This is a genomic window from Pseudomonas sp. S2_H10, from assembly GCF_054668285.1.
The window spans coordinates 2,427,918-2,445,391 of sequence record NZ_CP162754.1; the positions used below are offsets into that span (position 1 = coordinate 2,427,918).

At 60.4% G+C, this 17,474-nt stretch carries 14 protein-coding genes and 1 pseudogene; 7 read left to right on the forward strand and 8 right to left on the reverse strand.

What is annotated here, in order from left to right:
- The first annotated feature begins 82 nt into the window (after positions 1-82).
- The 6 genes from AB4O16_RS10675 to AB4O16_RS10700 all read left to right on the forward strand — a co-directional run bounded on the left by AB4O16_RS10675 (position 83) and on the right by AB4O16_RS10700 (position 9,759).
- On the forward strand, positions 83-1,438 hold the full coding sequence (locus AB4O16_RS10675; RefSeq protein WP_460157693.1) for an imelysin family protein: 1,356 nt from the start codon (positions 83-85) through the stop codon (positions 1,436-1,438).
- 295 nt (positions 1,439-1,733) lie between these two features.
- Positions 1,734-3,161, forward strand: a complete 1,428-nt coding sequence (locus AB4O16_RS10680) for a di-heme oxidoreductase family protein (RefSeq protein ID WP_460157694.1) — start codon at positions 1,734-1,736, stop codon at positions 3,159-3,161.
- A 27-nt stretch (positions 3,162-3,188) separates the two neighbouring features.
- Positions 3,189-4,253, forward strand: coding sequence for an imelysin family protein (locus AB4O16_RS10685; RefSeq protein ID WP_460157695.1), 1,065 nt, complete (start codon positions 3,189-3,191; stop codon positions 4,251-4,253).
- Between the two features lie 14 nt (positions 4,254-4,267).
- Complete coding sequence (locus AB4O16_RS10690) at positions 4,268-5,368, forward strand: DUF1513 domain-containing protein (RefSeq protein ID WP_460157696.1); 1,101 nt, start codon at positions 4,268-4,270, stop codon at positions 5,366-5,368.
- A 190-nt stretch (positions 5,369-5,558) separates the two neighbouring features.
- Positions 5,559-6,707 carry an efflux RND transporter periplasmic adaptor subunit gene (locus tag AB4O16_RS10695; RefSeq protein WP_460157697.1) on the forward strand — a complete coding sequence of 383 codons (1,149 nt, stop codon included), beginning with the start codon at positions 5,559-5,561 and terminating at the stop codon, positions 6,705-6,707.
- 13 nt (positions 6,708-6,720) lie between these two features.
- Positions 6,721-9,759: a multidrug efflux RND transporter permease subunit gene (locus tag AB4O16_RS10700; RefSeq protein ID WP_160385584.1), complete on the forward strand. Its 3,039-nt coding sequence runs from the start codon at positions 6,721-6,723 to the stop codon at positions 9,757-9,759.
- 182 nt (positions 9,760-9,941) lie between these two features.
- Here the strand turns inward: AB4O16_RS10700 and AB4O16_RS10705 are convergent, their stop codons facing one another.
- The 5 genes and pseudogenes from AB4O16_RS10705 to colR all read right to left on the reverse strand — a co-directional run bounded on the left by AB4O16_RS10705 (position 9,942) and on the right by colR (position 13,658).
- Positions 9,942-10,169, reverse strand: coding sequence for a hypothetical protein (locus AB4O16_RS10705; RefSeq protein WP_160385583.1), 228 nt, complete (start codon positions 10,167-10,169; stop codon positions 9,942-9,944).
- Between the two features lie 2 nt (positions 10,170-10,171).
- Positions 10,172-10,885: a lipopolysaccharide kinase InaA family protein gene (locus AB4O16_RS10710; protein WP_460157698.1), complete on the reverse strand. Its 714-nt coding sequence runs from the start codon at positions 10,883-10,885 to the stop codon at positions 10,172-10,174.
- Positions 10,886-10,889: 4 nt separating this feature from the next.
- Positions 10,890-11,558, reverse strand: a complete 669-nt coding sequence (locus AB4O16_RS10715) for a class I SAM-dependent methyltransferase (protein WP_460158050.1) — start codon at positions 11,556-11,558, stop codon at positions 10,890-10,892.
- Between the two features lie 153 nt (positions 11,559-11,711).
- A pseudogene (locus AB4O16_RS10720) lies at positions 11,712-12,985 on the reverse strand (sensor histidine kinase).
- Positions 12,975-13,658 carry a two-component system response regulator ColR gene (colR, locus tag AB4O16_RS10725; protein ID WP_150718794.1) on the reverse strand — a complete coding sequence of 228 codons (684 nt, stop codon included), beginning with the start codon at positions 13,656-13,658 and terminating at the stop codon, positions 12,975-12,977. The pseudogene AB4O16_RS10720 and the gene colR overlap by 11 nt, the downstream one beginning before the upstream one ends.
- A 218-nt stretch (positions 13,659-13,876) precedes the next feature.
- Here colR and AB4O16_RS10730 point away from each other — a divergent pair, with 218 nt between their 5' ends.
- Complete coding sequence (locus tag AB4O16_RS10730) at positions 13,877-14,620, forward strand: phosphatase PAP2 family protein (RefSeq protein ID WP_160385580.1); 744 nt, start codon at positions 13,877-13,879, stop codon at positions 14,618-14,620.
- A gap of 123 nt (positions 14,621-14,743) precedes the next feature.
- Here AB4O16_RS10730 and groL read toward each other — a convergent pair whose 3' ends face one another.
- The 3 genes from groL to AB4O16_RS10745 form a co-directional block, all read right to left on the reverse strand.
- Positions 14,744-16,390, reverse strand: a complete 1,647-nt coding sequence (gene groL, locus AB4O16_RS10735) for a chaperonin GroEL (RefSeq protein WP_160385579.1) — start codon at positions 16,388-16,390, stop codon at positions 14,744-14,746.
- 49 nt (positions 16,391-16,439) lie between these two features.
- On the reverse strand, positions 16,440-16,733 hold the full coding sequence (locus AB4O16_RS10740; protein ID WP_007985847.1) for a co-chaperone GroES: 294 nt from the start codon (positions 16,731-16,733) through the stop codon (positions 16,440-16,442).
- Positions 16,734-16,981: 248 nt separating this feature from the next.
- Entirely contained in the window at positions 16,982-17,458 is a 477-nt protein-coding gene (locus AB4O16_RS10745) for an FxsA family protein (RefSeq protein ID WP_150718792.1), read from the reverse strand.
- Between the last annotated feature and the right edge of the window lie 16 nt (positions 17,459-17,474).

Genomic DNA, 17,474 nt, shown 5'->3' on the forward strand with positions numbered 1-17,474 from the left:
TAATGCGAAAGATTTGCATTATGTCGCAGTTTTGCGTGCGCATAGCACCACTCCACCCCCTCATCGAAGCAGGATGTTCGCCATGATTCGTATGCCTCTGGCTACCGCCAGTCTGTTGGCCATCGCTATTTCTCTCGCCGGTTGCGGCGAAGGTAAAGACCAGGAAAAAGCTGCCGCGCCTGCGCCAGCTGCCAGCACTGCGGCTGCCCCGGCTACTCCAGCCGCTGCGCCCCCCGCTGCCGGTAAAGTCGACGAAGCCGCTGGCAAAGCCGTTGTCGCTCACTACGCCGACATCGTTTTCGCCGTTTACAGCGATGCCGAATCCACTGCGAAGACCCTGCAAACCGCGATTGACGCCTTCCTCGCCAAGCCGAACGACGACACCCTGAAAGCCGCCAAGGCTGCCTGGGTTGCCGCTCGCGTGCCTTACCTGCAGAGCGAAGTGTTCCGCTTCGGCAACACCATCGTTGACGACTGGGAAGGTCAGCTGAACTCCTGGCCGCTGGACGAAGGCCTGATCGACTACGTCGACAAGTCCTACGAACACGCCCTGGGCAACCCGGGTGCGACCGCCAACATCATCGCCAACACTGAAGTGCAGATCGGCGAAGACAAGGTCGATGTCAAAGACATCACCCCGGAAAAACTCGCCAGCCTGAACGAGCTGGGCGGTTCCGAGGCCAACGTCGCCACCGGCTACCACGCCATCGAATTCCTGCTCTGGGGCCAGGACCTGAACGGCACTGGCGCGGGCGCCGGCAACCGTCCGGCTTCGGACTACCTGGAAGGCAAAGGCGCTACCGGCGGTCACAACGATCGTCGTCGTGCCTACCTGAAGTCCGTGACTCAGCTGCTGGTCAGCGACCTGGAAGAAATGGTCGGCAACTGGAAGCCGAACGTGGCCGACAACTACCGCGCCACGCTGGAAGCCGAACCGGCTGAATCCGGCCTGCGCAAAATGCTGTTCGGCATGGGCAGCCTGTCCCTGGGCGAACTGGCGGGCGAGCGCATGAAGGTTTCCCTGGAAGCCAACTCTCCTGAAGACGAACAGGATTGCTTCAGCGACAACACCCACAACTCGCACTTCTACGATGCCAAGGGCATTCGTAACGTGTACCTGGGTGAATACACCCGTGTCGACGGCACCAAAATGACCGGCGCCAGCCTGTCGTCCCTGGTAGCCAAGGCCGACCCGGCTGCCGACACCGCCCTGAAAGACGACCTGGCCGCCACCGAAGCCAAGATCCAGATCATGGTTGATCACGCCAACAAGGGTGAGCACTACGACCAACTGATCGCTGCCGGCAACACCGCAGGCAACCAGATCGTCCGTGACGCCATCGCCGCCCTGGTCAAGCAGACCGGTTCGATCGAAGCCGCCGCTGGCAAACTGGGCATCGCCGACCTGAACCCGGACAACGCTGATCACGAATTCTGATCAACGCTGGCTGAGTGAGAAAGGCGACCTTCGGGTCGCCTTTTTCATGCCTGCCTTTTGTGGTGGTGCTGGTGGCCCCATCGCTGGCAAGCCAGCTCCCACAGTATCCGTGCTGAACACATGATCTGGGTGCACCTTCAATCCCTGTGGGAGCGTGGCTTGCCCGCGATGGCAGCGCCGCGGTCTCAAGTGAAAAACCCTGCCCCACATCAAGCAAACGATAATTCCTCTTATTCAATTTCCCATGCCCTGTTAGACTTTGCGCCCTTGTTTTGCTCGTCTTGCAGGATCTCTGATGCCCCCGCTGCCTCTTCGCTTGTCCGCACTGTTTCTGGCCCTGGGCCTGAGTGCCTGCGATGACGCCCCGAAATTCACCCAGGCCGAACCCGGTGAAGCCCGCTCAGGTGGCAGTGCGACGGTGCGCAAGACCGATCAGAACGCGTTTTCCATGCCCTCGGCGAACCTGCCGCCGTCGCGGCGAGTGGATTTCAGCGTCGGCAACAGTTTCTTCCGCAGCCCCTGGGTGATCGCCCCGTCGACGACGACCGCCCGCGATGGCCTTGGTCCGCTGTTCAACACCAATGCCTGCCAGGGCTGCCACATCAAGGACGGCCGCGGCCATCCGCCGACTGCGGACGATGTGAACGCGGTGTCGATGCTGGTACGCCTGTCGATTCCCGACGCCCCGGCGTATGCAAGGGTCATCGAACAGCTCGGCGTGGTGCCCGAGCCTGTCTACGGTGGCCAGTTCCAGGACATGGCCGTACCCGGCGTAGCCCCCGAAGGCAAAGTGCGGGTCGATTACACCGCCGTGCCGGTTCGCTTCAAGGACGGCACCGAAGTCGAGCTGCGCAAACCGAGCCTGAACATCACCCAGCTGGGCTACGGCCCGATGCACCCCGATACCCGTTTCTCGGCACGTGTAGCGCCGCCGATGATTGGCCTGGGCCTGCTCGAAGCGATTCCCGACGAGGCGATCCTGGCCAACGCCGAGGCACAGGCCAAGGCGAACGATGGCATCGCCGGACGTCCGAACCAGGTGTGGGACGACGCCCAACAGAAGACAGTGTTGGGAAGATTTGGCTGGAAAGCCGGTCAGCCGAACCTCAATCAACAAAATGTTCACGCGTTTTCCGGCGATATGGGCCTCACGACCAGCCTGAGACCCATGGATGACTGCACGGACGCGCAAACTGCCTGCAAACAGGCACCCAGTGGCATCGGCCCGGATGGCGAGCCGGAAGTCAGCGATAACATCCTGCGCCTGGTGCTGTTCTACAGCCGCAATCTAGCCGTTCCGGCCCGTCGCGACATCAACGCGCCTCAAGTGCTGGCCGGCAAAACCTTGTTCTATCAGGCCGGCTGCCAATCCTGCCACACACCGAAATACACCACCGCCGCCAACGCCGCCGAACCTGAACTGGCCAATCAAGTGATCCGCCCGTACAGCGATCTGCTGCTGCATGACATGGGCGATGGCCTGGCCGACAACCGTACGGAATTCCAGGCCAGCGGCCGCCAATGGCGTACCCCGCCGTTGTGGGGCATCGGCCTGACACAGGCGGTCAGCGGCCACACCCAGTTCCTGCACGACGGCCGCGCCCGCAACTTGCTGGAAGCGGTGCTCTGGCACGGCGGCGAGGCGACAGCGGCGCAGCAACAGGTTTTGTCTTTCAATGCCGAGCAGCGCAGTGCGTTGCTGGCGTTCCTGAATTCCCTTTAACACGCATTCCACTCGCGGGAGCCCGACATGTTCCGTCCCAAACTGTTGTTCACCAGCCTTGCCGCACTCGCCCTGGGCGCCTGCTCGCCGCAGGATCCGCAAGCAGTCACCTCGGCGGCCATCGCCAAATCGGTGATCCTGCCGACCTACACCCGCTGGGTTGAAGCCGACCGTCAATTGGCAGTCAGCGCCCTCGCCTACTGCCAAGGCAAGGAAACCCTGGAGACTGCCCGTGCCGACTTCCTGCATGCGCAAAAAGCCTGGGCCGAGCTGCAACCACTGCTGATCGGGCCGCTGGCCGAAGGCAACCGTTCGTGGCAAGTGCAGTTCTGGCCGGACAAGAAGAACCTCGTCGGCCGTCAGGTCGAGCAACTGGTCATCGCCCAGCCGCAAATCGATGCCGCAGCGCTGGCCAAGTCCAGCGTCGTGGTGCAGGGCCTCTCGGCCTACGAATACATTCTGTTCGACAGCAAGCCTGACGTAGCCAATGCCGAGCAGAAGGCCAGGTACTGCCCGCTGCTGGTCGCCATCGGTGAGCGCCAGAAACAGCTGGCCGAAGACATTCTGCAAAGCTGGAACAACACTGACGGCATGCTCGCGCAAATGAGCAAGTTCCCGAACCAGCGTTATGCCGACTCCCATGAAGCGATCGCCGACCTGCTGCGGGTGCAAGTCACCGCCATCGACACCCTGAAGAAAAAACTCGGCACGCCGATGGGCCGCCAGAGCAAGGGCGTGCCGCAACCGTTCCAGGCCGATGCCTGGCGTAGCCAGTCGTCCCTGACCAGCCTGGAAGCCAGCCTCGCGGCCGCCAAAACGGTCTGGGAAGGTGTGGACAACAAAGGCTTGCGCGGCCTGTTGCCGAGCGAGCAGAAGCCCTTGGCCGACAAGATCGATGCAGCCTATGCCGCCTCGCTGAAACTGTTCGCCGGCATCCAGCGTCCGCTGACCGAAATGCTCAATGACGACGCCGGCCGCCAGCAGCTCAACGAACTGTACGACAGCCTCAACGTCGTCCATCGTCTGCATGAGGCTGATCTGGCCAAGGCGCTGGGCATCCAACTGGGCTTCAACGCCAACGACGGTGACTGATGAGGGCGAGTTCCATGCTGCGACGCCAGGCTCTGACACTAGGTAGTTTGTTGCTGGGAGCGGTGACACTGGGCGGCTGGAAGCTGTTCAGGCAAAAGGACAAGAGTCCGTTGTTGCTTTCGGCGCGGGACGATACCGATGGCCGGCACTACGCCGTCGGTTATCGGCTCGATGGCACCCAGGTGTTCGCCACCCGCGTCGGCCAGCGTTGCCACGACATCATCAATCACCCGACGCAGCCGATTGCGCTGTTCGTCGCTCGCCGTCCGGGTACCGAGAGCTACCTGATCGACCTGCGCGACGGCGCGCTCCTGCAAACCGTGGTGTCACAGCCGAACCGGCACTTCTACGGACACGCGGTCATCCATCACAGCGGCGACTGGCTGTACGCCACCGAAAACGACACCACCGATCCGGGTCGCGGCCTGCTCGGCGTGTACAAATTCGAGGGTGAACGGCTGGTGCACAGCGGTGAGATTTCCACCCACGGCCTCGGTCCGCACCAGGTGTCGTGGATGCCCGACGGCGAAACCCTGGTGGTGGCCAACGGCGGGATTCGCACCGAGGCCGAAAGCCGGGTGGAGATGAACCTCAACGCCATGGAGCCAAGCCTGGTCCTGTTGCAACGCGATGGCACCCTGCTGAGCAAGGAAACCCTCGCCCAACAGATGAACAGCGTGCGCCATCTGGCCATCGCCAGCGATGGCACCATCGTCGCCAGCCAGCAGTTCATGGGCGCGGCCCACGAGTCGTCGGAGCTCTTGGCGATCAAGCGTCCGGGTCAGCCCTTCGTCGCGTTCCCGGTGCCCGAACACCAGTTGCAGGCCATGGGGCACTACACCGCCAGCGTCGCGATACATAGCGACTTGCGCCTGGTGGCGTTGACTGCACCGCGGGGCAACCGGTTTTTCATCTGGGACCTGGACAGCGGTGAAGTTCGCCTGGATGCGCCATTGCCCGATTGTGCCGGGGTCGGCGCCGTGGCCGATGGTTTTGTCGTGACCTCGGGCCAGGGACGCTGCCGCTACTACGACTGCCGCCAGGCTGACCTTGTCGCAAAGCCGCTGGAGCTACCCGCAGGGCTCTGGGACAACCATCTGCATCTGATGGCATAAATACCTCCCCTTGCAGGAGCTGACTTGCCAGCGATGGCAATCTCGAGAGCACCGTAAATTCAACGGCACTATCGCCGGCAAGCCGGCTCCTACAGGTTATGGAGTTCCAATAAACAGCCATTGGATTACCTGTCCCAGTCGCGGTAATGTGCGCGACTGTCTCACCTGATTTTCTCCAAGGAACTGGAATATGCTGCGTCGCCGCATGCTGATCATGTTGGGTGTTGTGCTGCTGATTGTGCTGGTCCTGGGCGCGTACAAAGCCTTCTCTGTCTACACGATGATTCAAGGCTTCTCTGCGCCCAAACCGCCGATCAATGTCGCGGTGGCCACCGCCACCGAACGTCCGTGGCAAGCCCGGCTGCCTACCGTGGGCACCCTGACGGCCCTGCAAGGTGTCGACCTGAGCCTGGAAATCGCCGGCACCGTCACCGACGTGCAGTTTGAGTCGGGGCAGAAGGTCAAGGCCGGCCAGCCGATCGTGCAACTCGACAGCGCCGTGGAATCCGCCCTCCTGGAAACCGCTCAGGCCGATCTCGGGTTGGCCCAGGTGGATTACGGTCGTGGCAGCCAGCTGGTAGGCAGCCAGGCGATTTCCAAGGGTGAGTTCGACCGACTCTCGGCGGTCCTGAAAAAGAACAAGGCCACCGTCAACCAGCTCAAGGCTGCGCTCGAGAAAAAACGCATCCTCGCGCCGTTCAGCGGCACCATCGGCATTCGCCAGGTGGACGTCGGCGACTACGTCGCCAGCGGCACCATGATCGCCACCCTGCAGGACCTCAGCAGCCTTTACGTCGACTTTTTCATACCGGAACAATCGGTGCCGAAGGTCGCCATTGGCCAGCCTGTACAGATCATCGTTTCGGCCTATCCGGCCCGGACGTTCCCCGGCAGCATCAGTGCAATCAATCCCAAAGTCGAAAACAGCACCCGTAACGTGCAGGTCCGCGCCACCCTCGCCAACCCCGATGGCAAGTTGCTGCCCGGGATGTTCGCCAGCCTTGACGTGCTCCTGCCCGACCCGCAACCACGCATCGTGGTGCCGGAAAGCGCGATCACCTACACGCTCTACGGCAACTCGGTGTATGTCGCCGTGCAAAAGAAGGGCGAAGACGGCAACCCGGAAAAGGATGACAAGGGCCAGCCAGTGCTGATCGCCGAGCGGCGTTTTGTCAAAACCGGCGAACGCCGCGAGGGGCAAGTGATAATCACCAAAGGCGTGCAGAACGGCGAGAAAGTGGTGACGGCCGGCCAGCTCAAACTGGATAACGGCGCACACATTGCCATCAGCGACGACAAAACCCTGGCCGAGCAGAACAGCCCGCCACGTGCGGACTGATCAAGGAATCCCCATGGCTTTTACCGACCCGTTCATTCGCCGCCCGGTTCTCGCAACCGTGGTCAGCCTGCTGATTGTGCTGCTGGGCTTCCAGGCCTGGAGCAAGCTGCCGCTGCGCCAGTATCCGCAAATGGAAAACGCCCTGATCACGGTGACCACCGCTTACCCCGGGGCCAACGCCGAGACCATCCAGGGCTACATCACCCAACCGATGCAGCAAAGCCTGGCCAGCGCCGAGGGCATCGACTACATGACCTCGGTGAGTCGCCAGAACTTTTCGGTGATCTCGATCTACGCACGCGTCGGCGCCAACAACGACCGTCTGTTTACCGAACTGCTGGCCAAGGCCAACGAGGTCAAGAACCAGCTGCCCCAGGACGCGGAAGACCCGGTGCTGAGCAAGGAATCTGCCGATGCGTCAGCATTGATGTACATCAGCTTCTTCAGCAAGGAACTGAACAACCCGCAGATCACCGATTACCTGTCGCGGGTGATCCAGCCGAAACTGGCGACCTTGCCCGGCATGGCCGAAGCCGAGATCCTCGGCAACCAGGTGTTTGCGATGCGCCTGTGGCTGGACCCGGTCAAGCTCGCCGGCTTCGGCCTCAGTGCCAGCGATGTGACCAACGCGGTACGCCAGTACAACTTCCTCTCGGCGGCTGGCGAGCTGAAAGGCGAATACGTGGTCACCAGCATCAACGCCAATACCGAGCTCAAGTCGGCCGAAGCCTTCGGCGCCATTGCGCTCAAGGTCGACGGCGACAGCCGTGTGCTGCTGCGCGATGTGGCGCGCGTGGAAATGGGTGCGGAGAACTACGACACCATCAGCTCGTTCGGCGGCACCCCTTCGGTGTACATCGGCATCAAGGCGACGCCCGGCGCCAACCCGCTGGACGTGATCAAGGAAGTGCGCAAGATCATGCCGGACCTTGAGGCCCAGCTGCCACCGAGCCTCAAGGGTGAAATCGCCTATGACGCCACCCTGTTCATCCAGGCCTCGATCGACGAAGTGGTGAAAACCCTGTTCGAAGCGGTACTGATCGTGATCGTGGTGGTGTTCCTGTTCCTCGGCGCCCTGCGTTCGGTGGTGATCCCGGTGGTGACCATCCCGCTGTCGATGATCGGCGTGATGTTCTTCATGCAGATGATGGGGTATTCCATCAACCTGCTCACCCTGCTGGCGATGGTGCTGGCCATCGGTCTGGTGGTGGACGACGCCATCGTGGTGGTGGAAAACATTCATCGCCACATCGAGGAAGGCAAGACCCCGCTGGACGCCGCCATTGAAGGCGCCCGGGAAATCGCCATGCCGGTGGTGTCGATGACTATCACCCTGGCGGCGGTGTATGCCCCGATTGGCTTCCTGACCGGCCTGACCGGTGCGCTGTTCAAGGAGTTCGCCCTGACGCTGGCCGGTGCGGTGGTGATTTCCGGCATCGTCGCCCTGACCCTGTCACCGATGATGTGTGCGTTCCTCCTGCGTCACGATGAGAACCCCAGCGGCCTGGCCCATCGCCTGGACATGATTTTCGAAAGCCTCAAGCGCCGCTACCAGAGCATGCTTCACGGCACCCTCAACACCCGGCCGGTGGTGCTGGTGTTCGCGGTGATCGTGTTGTGCCTGATTCCGGTGTTCCTCAAGTTCACCAAGTCGGAGCTGGCGCCGGACGAGGACCAGGGCATCATTTTCATGCTGGCCAACGCCCCGCAACCGACCAACCTCGACTACCTGAACACCTACACCGACGAGTTCATCTCGATTTTCAAGGCGTTTCCCGAGTACTACTCGTCGTTCCAGATCAACGGCTTCAACGGCGTGCAATCGGGCATCGGCGGTTTCCTGCTCAAGCCATGGAACGAGCGCGACCGAACCCAGATGGCGATCCTGCCCGAGGTTCAGAGCAAACTGGAAAGCATCCCCGGGTTGCAGGTTTTCGGTTTCAACCTGCCGTCCTTGCCGGGCACCGGTGAAGGCCTGCCGTTCCAGTTCGTCATCAACTCCGCCAACGATTACGAACTGCTGCTACAAGTGGTCGACCGGGTTAAAAAACGCGCGATGGAGTCGGGCAAGTTCGCCTTTGTCGACGTTGACCTGGCCTTCGACAAACCGGAAGTGGTGGTCGATATCGACCGCGCCAAGGCGGCGCAGATGGGGGTTTCCATGCAGGATCTGGGGGGAACCCTGGCGACCCTGCTGGGTGAAGCCGAAATCAACCGTTTCACCATTGAAGGTCGCAGCTACAAGGTGATTGCCCAGGTCGAGCGGCCGTTCCGCGACAATCCGGACTGGCTGAACAATTACTACGTGAAGAACACCAAGGGCGAGCTGTTGGCATTGTCGACCCTGATCACCATCACCGACCGTGCTCGACCGCGTCAGTTGAACCAGTTCCAGCAGCTCAACTCGGCGATCCTGTCCGGCGTGCCGCTGGTGAGCATGGGGGAAGCCATCGACCTGGTGCGTCAGATCGCCCGGGAAGAGGCACCCGTCGGTTTTTCCTTCGACTACGCCGGGGCGTCGAGACAGTATGTTCAGGAAGGCAGTGCCCTGTGGGTCACTTTTGCCCTGGCACTGGCGATCATCTTTTTGGTGCTGGCGGCCCAGTTCGAAAGCTTCCGCGACCCGCTGGTGATCCTGGTCACCGTACCGCTGTCTATCTGCGGCGCATTGATTCCGCTGTTCCTGGGTTGGTCGAGCATGAACATCTACACCCAGGTCGGGCTGGTGACGTTGATCGGGTTGATCAGCAAACACGGCATTCTGATCGTCGAGTTCGCCAACCAGCTACGCAAGGACAAGGGGCTGACGGCACGGGAAGCGGTGGAGGAAGCGGCGGCCATCCGCCTGCGTCCGGTCTTGATGACCACCGCGGCGATGGTGTTCGGCATGGTGCCATTGATCATCGCCACCGGAGCTGGTGCGGTCAGCCGGTTCGACATCGGCACGGTCATCGCCACGGGCATGTCGATCGGGACGATGTTCACCCTGTTTGTACTGCCTTGCGTGTACACGCTGCTGGCCAAACCCGATAAACCCGAAGAACACCCTTGACCCTGTAGGAGCCGGCTTGCCGGCGATGGACTCAAGTGCGCCGCGTTTATCCAGTTCATACGCGTTATCGTTAACGACCATCGCCAGCAAGCCGGCTCCTACAAGGGACCGTGACCAAACCAATGAAAGCCCGAAAAAAAGGCCTCGCAAATGCGAGGCCTTTCATTTGGGCTTCAATCGGTTCAACTTTGCGGCCTCAATCCCTGAGAAAGTCCGAACATGAACAACAACAGGTCATGATCGGGTCGAGTGGCCACGGATGCCTTCGCAACCCGTGGCAACGGACAGTGATCTTCTGCGTTTACCGAGCTGAGCACCTGGGGGCGTGGTTGCTCCCAGGCTGCCATTGCGATTGATGCAACTGCCAAGGCTCCTACCAGAAACAAACCTCGTGCAATTTCGAGTTTCATCGCTATAAACCCTTGATAGCGCTGCCAAACGCCGTCTCATAAAAGTAGACGAGCTTTTTCCAGTCCGCATCGCTGAACGACGAGTGGCGACGCAATTGCTTCATGTCATGGGCTGCTGCGCGATAGGCAGTCAAACGCTGGCGGCATTTCTCCAGATCGATCAGGGCAATCTCGACCTTGGCCGACTCGCCTTCACCGGTCACGCGAACGAACACGTGCTTGATGTAGATGCAGCTGTGCTGCCAGCGGCCCTTGTGCATGCGGGCCAGGTTTTCAGCCAGGTCCTTGAGTACGCGGTCGTTGACGGCTTCACCATGGCGTTCGCGACCGCCACCTTCGTACCAGCGCTCGATTTCTTCAAAGCCATCCAGCGACTTGGTGACCAGCAAGGCACGCCATTTGTGCACCGGGTCGCGCTGTGCGCCGCAGAAAACGATTTGCGGAACCCTTACGCCAAGCGCGGTCACACCGATGAGCGCAGCTTGCTCGCGCAGTACGGTCGGCCGCCCGAAAGGGTGCAGCCAGCTGCGATGGATATGCCCGGTCTGACGCTTGACGTAGAGCAGTTGACCATCACTGCCCATAACGCGTTGAACGCCGCTTTCCCCGCCACGACGGACGTTGGGTTCTTCTACCCATTCACCGCGCTGATTCCAGAAATAATCGAAGCGGTCCTGGGGAGCGACTTCCGTTTCTGCTGCACACTGCACTGCCATCCTGTTACCTCTTGCGTAATACGTAAACTCGCCACATGGCATAGAGCGGCAAAAAGTCCAGTTGTTCCTGGATGCGGAAACCCGCCTGTTCAAATTCCTTTTCTACGGTAGCGGCCGGTAACACAAACCGGTTTTGGTAACCTTCCTGCCCACGTGTTTTCTCTGAACGCTTGCGTTTCCAGGCCTTGAAGTTGCCATCGACCCACAGCGAAAGGATCACGCTGTCACGGGAAACGCGCTCGAATTCACGCAAGATAGCCAGGCGATGCTCGGCTTCACCGATGTGGTGGAGCAAGCGCATGCAAAAAATGCTGTCGACGGCGTTGTCCGGCAAGGCGATGTCGAATGCAGAAGTGTGCAAGGGTTGTACCCGTTTCACCACATCGGCCGGTTGCGCCTGGGTTGCTATCTTCAGCATGGACTCCGAGTTATCGGCGCCAATGATCACGCGGTTGGGTTTTTCCGCCAGCATCGGCCAGAAACGCCCTGCACCACACGGCAGGTCGAGGACCAAGCCAGGCTCGCCAACCAGGGCCAGTGCCTTGCGTGCCAGTTGCACGTCACGCCAGTGGGACAATCGACGGCCGAGACCATCCTGGTGTTTGCGCAGATAGCGTTGCGCATGTTGATCGTCATACTTTTCGGAAAAATCGAGTTTGATCGGGCCGTCCATCATCAGGTCTCCTGAACTTCTGATAGCAACTACCTTAGGTATCAACGTGTCGGTGCCAAGTGATCCATTTGTGAAAATTTTGTCATGTTGACCTTGAAGTATTACAGGATTTTACAGAATTGACAGGGTTTGCTGGACGTCCGGCGCAACTGATCAGGCTCGCGACAACTCCACCTGAAAACGGCAGCCATTGGGCTCCATGGTGGTCAGGCTGACGCTCCAGCCCTGGTTTTCACAAATCCGCTGCACCAGTGAAAGCCCCAGGCCCAAGCCCTCCCCGCGCTTTTCGCTGCCCCGGACAAAGGGCTCGAACATCGCCTCGCGTTTTTCCTCGGGAATGCCCACACCCGAGTCTTCGACCAGGAAGCCCGTGCCGGTCAGGGTCAGGCGGATGAAGCCCTGTTCCGTGTAATGCAAGGCATTGCGCAGCAAGTTGCCCATCACCGCGTGCAGGAGCGTCGCGTTGTAGCTTTTGGCCTCAGGCTGGCCCGGTTCGAAGATCAGCTTCAACCCTTTGTCTTCAATGGGCCCGCGCCACAGGCTGAGCAGCCCCTCGGCCACCTGGCTCAGCGGCTGTTGCGCGGCAACGCCGGTGTCTTCGCGCTGGGCACGGGCGAGCATCAGGAAGGTTTGCACCAGCTCACGCATTTCTTCACAAGCCCGGGCGATGCGTTCGACCTGAGCGCGACCGCGCTGATCGATACCCGGATTTTCCAGCAACAACTCGCAGGAACTGGCCAGGATCATCAGGGGCGTGCGCAATTCGTGGCTGACGTCGCTGGTGAACAAGCGCTCGCGGGTCAGGGCCTGGCGCAAGCGCCCGAGGGTGGCGTCGAAGGCCACGGCCAGTTCGCCCACCTCATCGGCGGCATAGTCCGGCGCCAAAGGGGGGCCAGACCGAGCAACTGATCGCGATGGCGCACCTGGCGGGCCAGCCGCACCACCGGCGCCATGACCTTGCGCGCCAGGACCCAGCCGAGGAACACCGCCAGCGCCAGGCTCAGTACGAAACCCACCAGCACCACGGCAAACAGCACCCGCTCACGCTCTTCGAAGTCGCTCTGATCCTGCAACAGCACGTACCGTCGACCGTCGACGATCTCGACCATGGCGTGGTACGACAGGTTTTCACGGAACACTTCGTGAAAGCCCGGCTCCAGGTGCCGCAGATCCTTGGGCAACCTGAAATCGCCCGGCCCATTGCTGAAGTAGAACAATTGGTCCGGCTCGGGGCGATGGCTCCAGTCCGTGACATTGTCCATCAGCAACAAGCGCTGCAAATCGCCGCCCAAGCCAGCCGAAATCAGTTTTTCTTCCACCAGGTGCACGGTCGCGACGATACCCATGGCAAAGGCGCCCGCCACCAGTGCGCTCATCAGCGCAAAGGCAATGATGATGCGTTGAGAAAGGCTCTGCTTAAACTCCATCACGCCCCTCGGCCAAGCGATAACCCACACCGTGCACGGTCTGCAGCAACGGCTTGGCGAACGGTTTATCGATCACCTGGCGCAGTTGGTGCACATGGCTGCGCAGGCTGTCGCTGTCCGGACAATCGTCGCCCCAGAGTGCCTCTTCAAGAATTTCACGGCGCAGCACGTGCGGGCTTTTCTGCATCAGCACAGCCAGCAACTTCAGGCCGACCGGATTGAGCTTCAGCAGCCGGCCTTCGCGGGTGACTTCCAGGGTGTCGAGGTCATAGCTCAGGTCGCCGACCTGCAAGGTGCGTCGCCCGCCGCCCTGGGTCCGGCGCATGACCGCTTCGATACGCGCCGCCAGCTCAGACAGGGCAAACGGCTTGACCAGGTAATCATCGGCGCCGGACTTGAAGCCTTGCAGGCGGTCGTCCAGTTGATCGCGGGCGGTGAGCATGATCACCGGCGTATCGCGGCGCGCGTCTTCGCGCAGGCGCTTGCACAAGGTATAGCCATCGATGCCGGGCAACATGATATCGAGCACGATCAAATCGTAATGCTCGGTGGCCGCCAGATGCAGGCCCGACAGGCCGTCCTGCGCGCAATCCACGGTATAGCCTTTGAGCCCCAGGTAATCGGCCAGATTGGCCAGGATATCGCGGTTGTCTTCAACCAATAGAATTCGCATGGGTATCTCTCCGTCCACAGTAACGGCCGTCATGGCCCGCGCAGCTTAAGGCGAAGTTCAGCTCACGGCTAGGACTGAGTGAAGCGTAAAAGCGTGGAAACTGACCGTTTACAGCCTTGACGAGTTTTTCACCCGTGATTCACACCCAAACGACAAAAACGGGTTCAAACTCTGCGCGGCTGCGCATTCGAGAACACTTCACTGATCAAGGAACTAGCATGGTTTCGAGCCTTTCCCGCCCCGCTCCTCGCCCCCTCAATTTCTGGGTGTGCCTTGGAGTCCCCGCCATTGCTGCGATCATTCTGGTGTTGCTCGAATTGACCACGCTGGACATGGACCTGGCCAGGTTGTTTTACGACCCGGTCGCCGGAGACTTCATCGGACGCCACAGTTATTTCCTCGAGGACATCCTGCACGATCGGGCCAAGCAAGTGGTCATCGCCTTCTCGGTGTTTGCCATCCTCGGTTACATCGCTTCGTTCTTCATGGCCAGGCTCAAACCGTTCAAGCGAGAACTGGGTTGCCTGGTGCTGTCCCTGGGCCTGGCGACGTCCTTTGTCACGCCCATGAAGGCGGTGACTGCGGTGCAGTGTCCATGGAGCCTTGAGCAATTTGGCGGTCACGAGACCTACAGCGAGCTGCTGAGCCCTCGCCCGCCTACCGATAAACCGGGACGTTGCTGGCCCGGCGGCCATGCGGCTACGGGGTTCACCCTGTTTGCCCTGTTTTTCGTACTGCGTGACCGTCGTCCGCGCATGGCTCGCGCAGCGTTGGTTTTCGCCTTTGCCCTCGGCTCGGTGTTCTCCATCGCGCGGATGATGCAGGGCGCGCACTTCTTCTCGCACAACGTGTGGACGGCGGTGTTCTGCTGGTTGATTTGTCTGGGGTCGTATTACTACGTTCTGTATCGACCGGCCCTGAGGGCTAAACGCGAGGCCTGCGCGGTACCTGTCGGCGCCTGATCCGACGCCATCGCGGGCAAGCCACGCTCCCACAAGGGATTTATGTGACTCTCAAAATGAATGAATAAAAAAACCCCGCCTGCTTGCGCAGGCGGGGTTTTTTCGTACAGGGGTAAGGCTGGCTTACATCATGCCGCCCATGCCGCCCATACCGCCCATGTCTGGCATACCGCCGCCAGCACCGCCGTCTTTCTTCGGTGCATCAGCAACAGCAGCTTCGGTGGTCAGGATCAGACCGCCGATCGACGATGCAGCTTGCAGCGCGGAACGGGTGACCTTGGTTGGGTCCAGGATACCCATTTCGATCATGTCGCCGTATTCGCCAGTCGCAGCGTTGTAACCGAAGTTACCTTTGCCGTTCTTGACTTCGTTGACCACAACGCTTGGCTCGTCACCGCTGTTGGCAGCGATCTGACGCAGCGGTGCTTCAACGGCACGGCGCAGAACAGCGATACCTACGTCCTGATCAGCGTTGTCGCCTTTCAGATCGTTCAGGGTTTGCAGAGCGCGGATCAGCGCAACGCCACCGCCAGGTACCACGCCTTCTTCAACGGCTGCACGGGTAGCGTGCAGGGCGTCTTCAACGCGGGCTTTCTTCTCTTTCATTTCTACTTCGGAACCAGCGCCAACCTTGATCACTGCAACGCCGCCGGACAGCTTGGCCAGACGCTCTTGCAGTTTTTCACGGTCGTAGTCCGAGGAAGTTTCGGCAACCTGAGCACGGATCTGAGCGATACGGGCTTCAATGTCGCCTGCTACGCCAGAACCATCAACGATGATGGTGTTTTCCTTGGAGATGGTCACGCGCTTGGCGCTGCCCAGGTTTTCCAGGGTAGCGGCTTCCAGGCTCAGGCCGATCTCTTCGGAGATAACGGTACCGCCGGTCAGAACGGCGATGTCCTGCAGCATGGCCTTGCGACGGTCGCCGAAGCCTGGAGCCTTGACGGCTGCGACTTTAACGATGCCACGCATGTTGTTCACGACCAGAGTCGCCAGGGCTTCGCCTTCAACGTCTTCGGAAACGATCAGCAGTGGACGGCCGGCTTTGGCAACGGCTTCCAGCACTGGCAGCATTTCGCGGATGTTCGAGATCTTTTTGTCGACCAGCAGAACCAGTGGGTTGTCCAGTTCGGCAACCATGGTTTCCGGCTTGTTGACGAAGTACGGGGACAGGTAGCCACGGTCGAACTGCATGCCTTCTACAACCGACAGTTCGTTTTCCAGGCCAGTGCCTTCTTCAACGGTGATCACGCCTTCTTTACCGACTTTTTCCATGGCTTCGGCAATGATGTCGCCGATGGAGTTGTCGGAGTTGGCGGAGATGGTACCAACCTGAGCGATTGCCTTGGTGTCAGCGCATGGCTTGGACAGGTTTTTCAGCTCTTTGACGATGGCGATGGTCGCCTTGTCGATGCCGCGCTTCAGGTCCATCGGGTTCATGCCGGCAGCGACGGCTTTCAGGCCTTCGTTGACGATCGACTGAGCCAGAACGGTAGCGGTGGTGGTGCCGTCGCCTGCGTCATCGTTGGCACGGGAGGCAACGTCTTTGACCAGCTGCGCGCCCATGTTTTCGAAACGGTCTTCCAGTTCGATTTCTTTTGCGACCGAAACGCCGTCCTTGGTGATGGTCGGAGCGCCGAAGCTCTTCTCGATGATCACGTTACGGCCTTTCGGGCCCAGGGTCGCTTTTACCGCGTCAGCCAGGACGTTGACGCCCTTGAGCATTTTTTTACGGGCGGAATCGCCAAACAGAACTTCTTTAGCAGCCATGATCGATATTCCTTAAATACTTTGTAGTAGCGGAAAATGAACGGGGGTATCAGCCTTCGATAACAGCGAGGATTTCGTTCTCGCTCATTACCAGCAGGTCTTCGCCGTCGACTTTCACAGTGTTGCTGCCGGAGTAAGGACCGAACACAACCTTGTCGCCCACTTTCACGGACAGTGCACGCACTTCACCGTTTTCCAATACGCGGCCGGTGCCTACAGCGAGGATTTCGCCGCTGTTGGCTTTTTCAGCAGCCGAACCTGGCAGGACGATACCGCCAGCGGTTTTCTTTTCTTCTTCGCTGCGACGGATGACGACGCGGTCATGCAGAGGACGAAGCTTCATTGTCGATCTCTCCTAATTGTGGTTTTCATCGGCCGGTGTAGTCCCGGCGGGTTTAACAAAGGCCGGCGGTGCCGGTTGCGGTTCGTCAAGCGAACCGCGGAAGTCTGTCTGGCGTATTCGCCAGAAACCTTGCGGTGACCGTTACATAAGGGCGCATAAGCTTATTACAAGGGCGGGGAGCGAAAAATTTTCTGTTCGCTGCCCTGCAAACGAACACGGCACCCGAAGGTGCCGTGTCGATGGGCGTATTACTTGGTATCGCGGTGTTCGAACTCGCCTTCGATCACGTTGGGCTCGCGGCCCAGCGGTTCGCGAGGCGCCGGGCCGCCACGGGCTTGCAGGTCGTCGGCGAACGCTCGCTGACGCATGGCCTGCTCTTCGGCGCGTTGGCGCATTTTATTGGCCAGCAGGCGACGGCTGAACGGCAGCAGCATGACCAGGCCGATCACATCGCTGATGAAACCTGGAAGAATCAGCAGGCCACCGGCCAATGCCAGCATCAGGCCTTCGAGCATGGTCTGGGCTGGCAGCTCGCCGCGGTTCAGGCTTTCACGGGCACGCAGCGCCGTGGCCAGGCCGGCGACGCGCAGCACGAACACACCGAACATCGAGCCGAGAATGATCAGCAGCAGGGCCGGGAAAAACCCGATAGACCCTGCCACCTTGACGAATACGAACAGCTCCAACACCGGGAACAGCAGAAAGAGCAACAAAAAAGGGCGCATCAAATGGTTCCTCAAC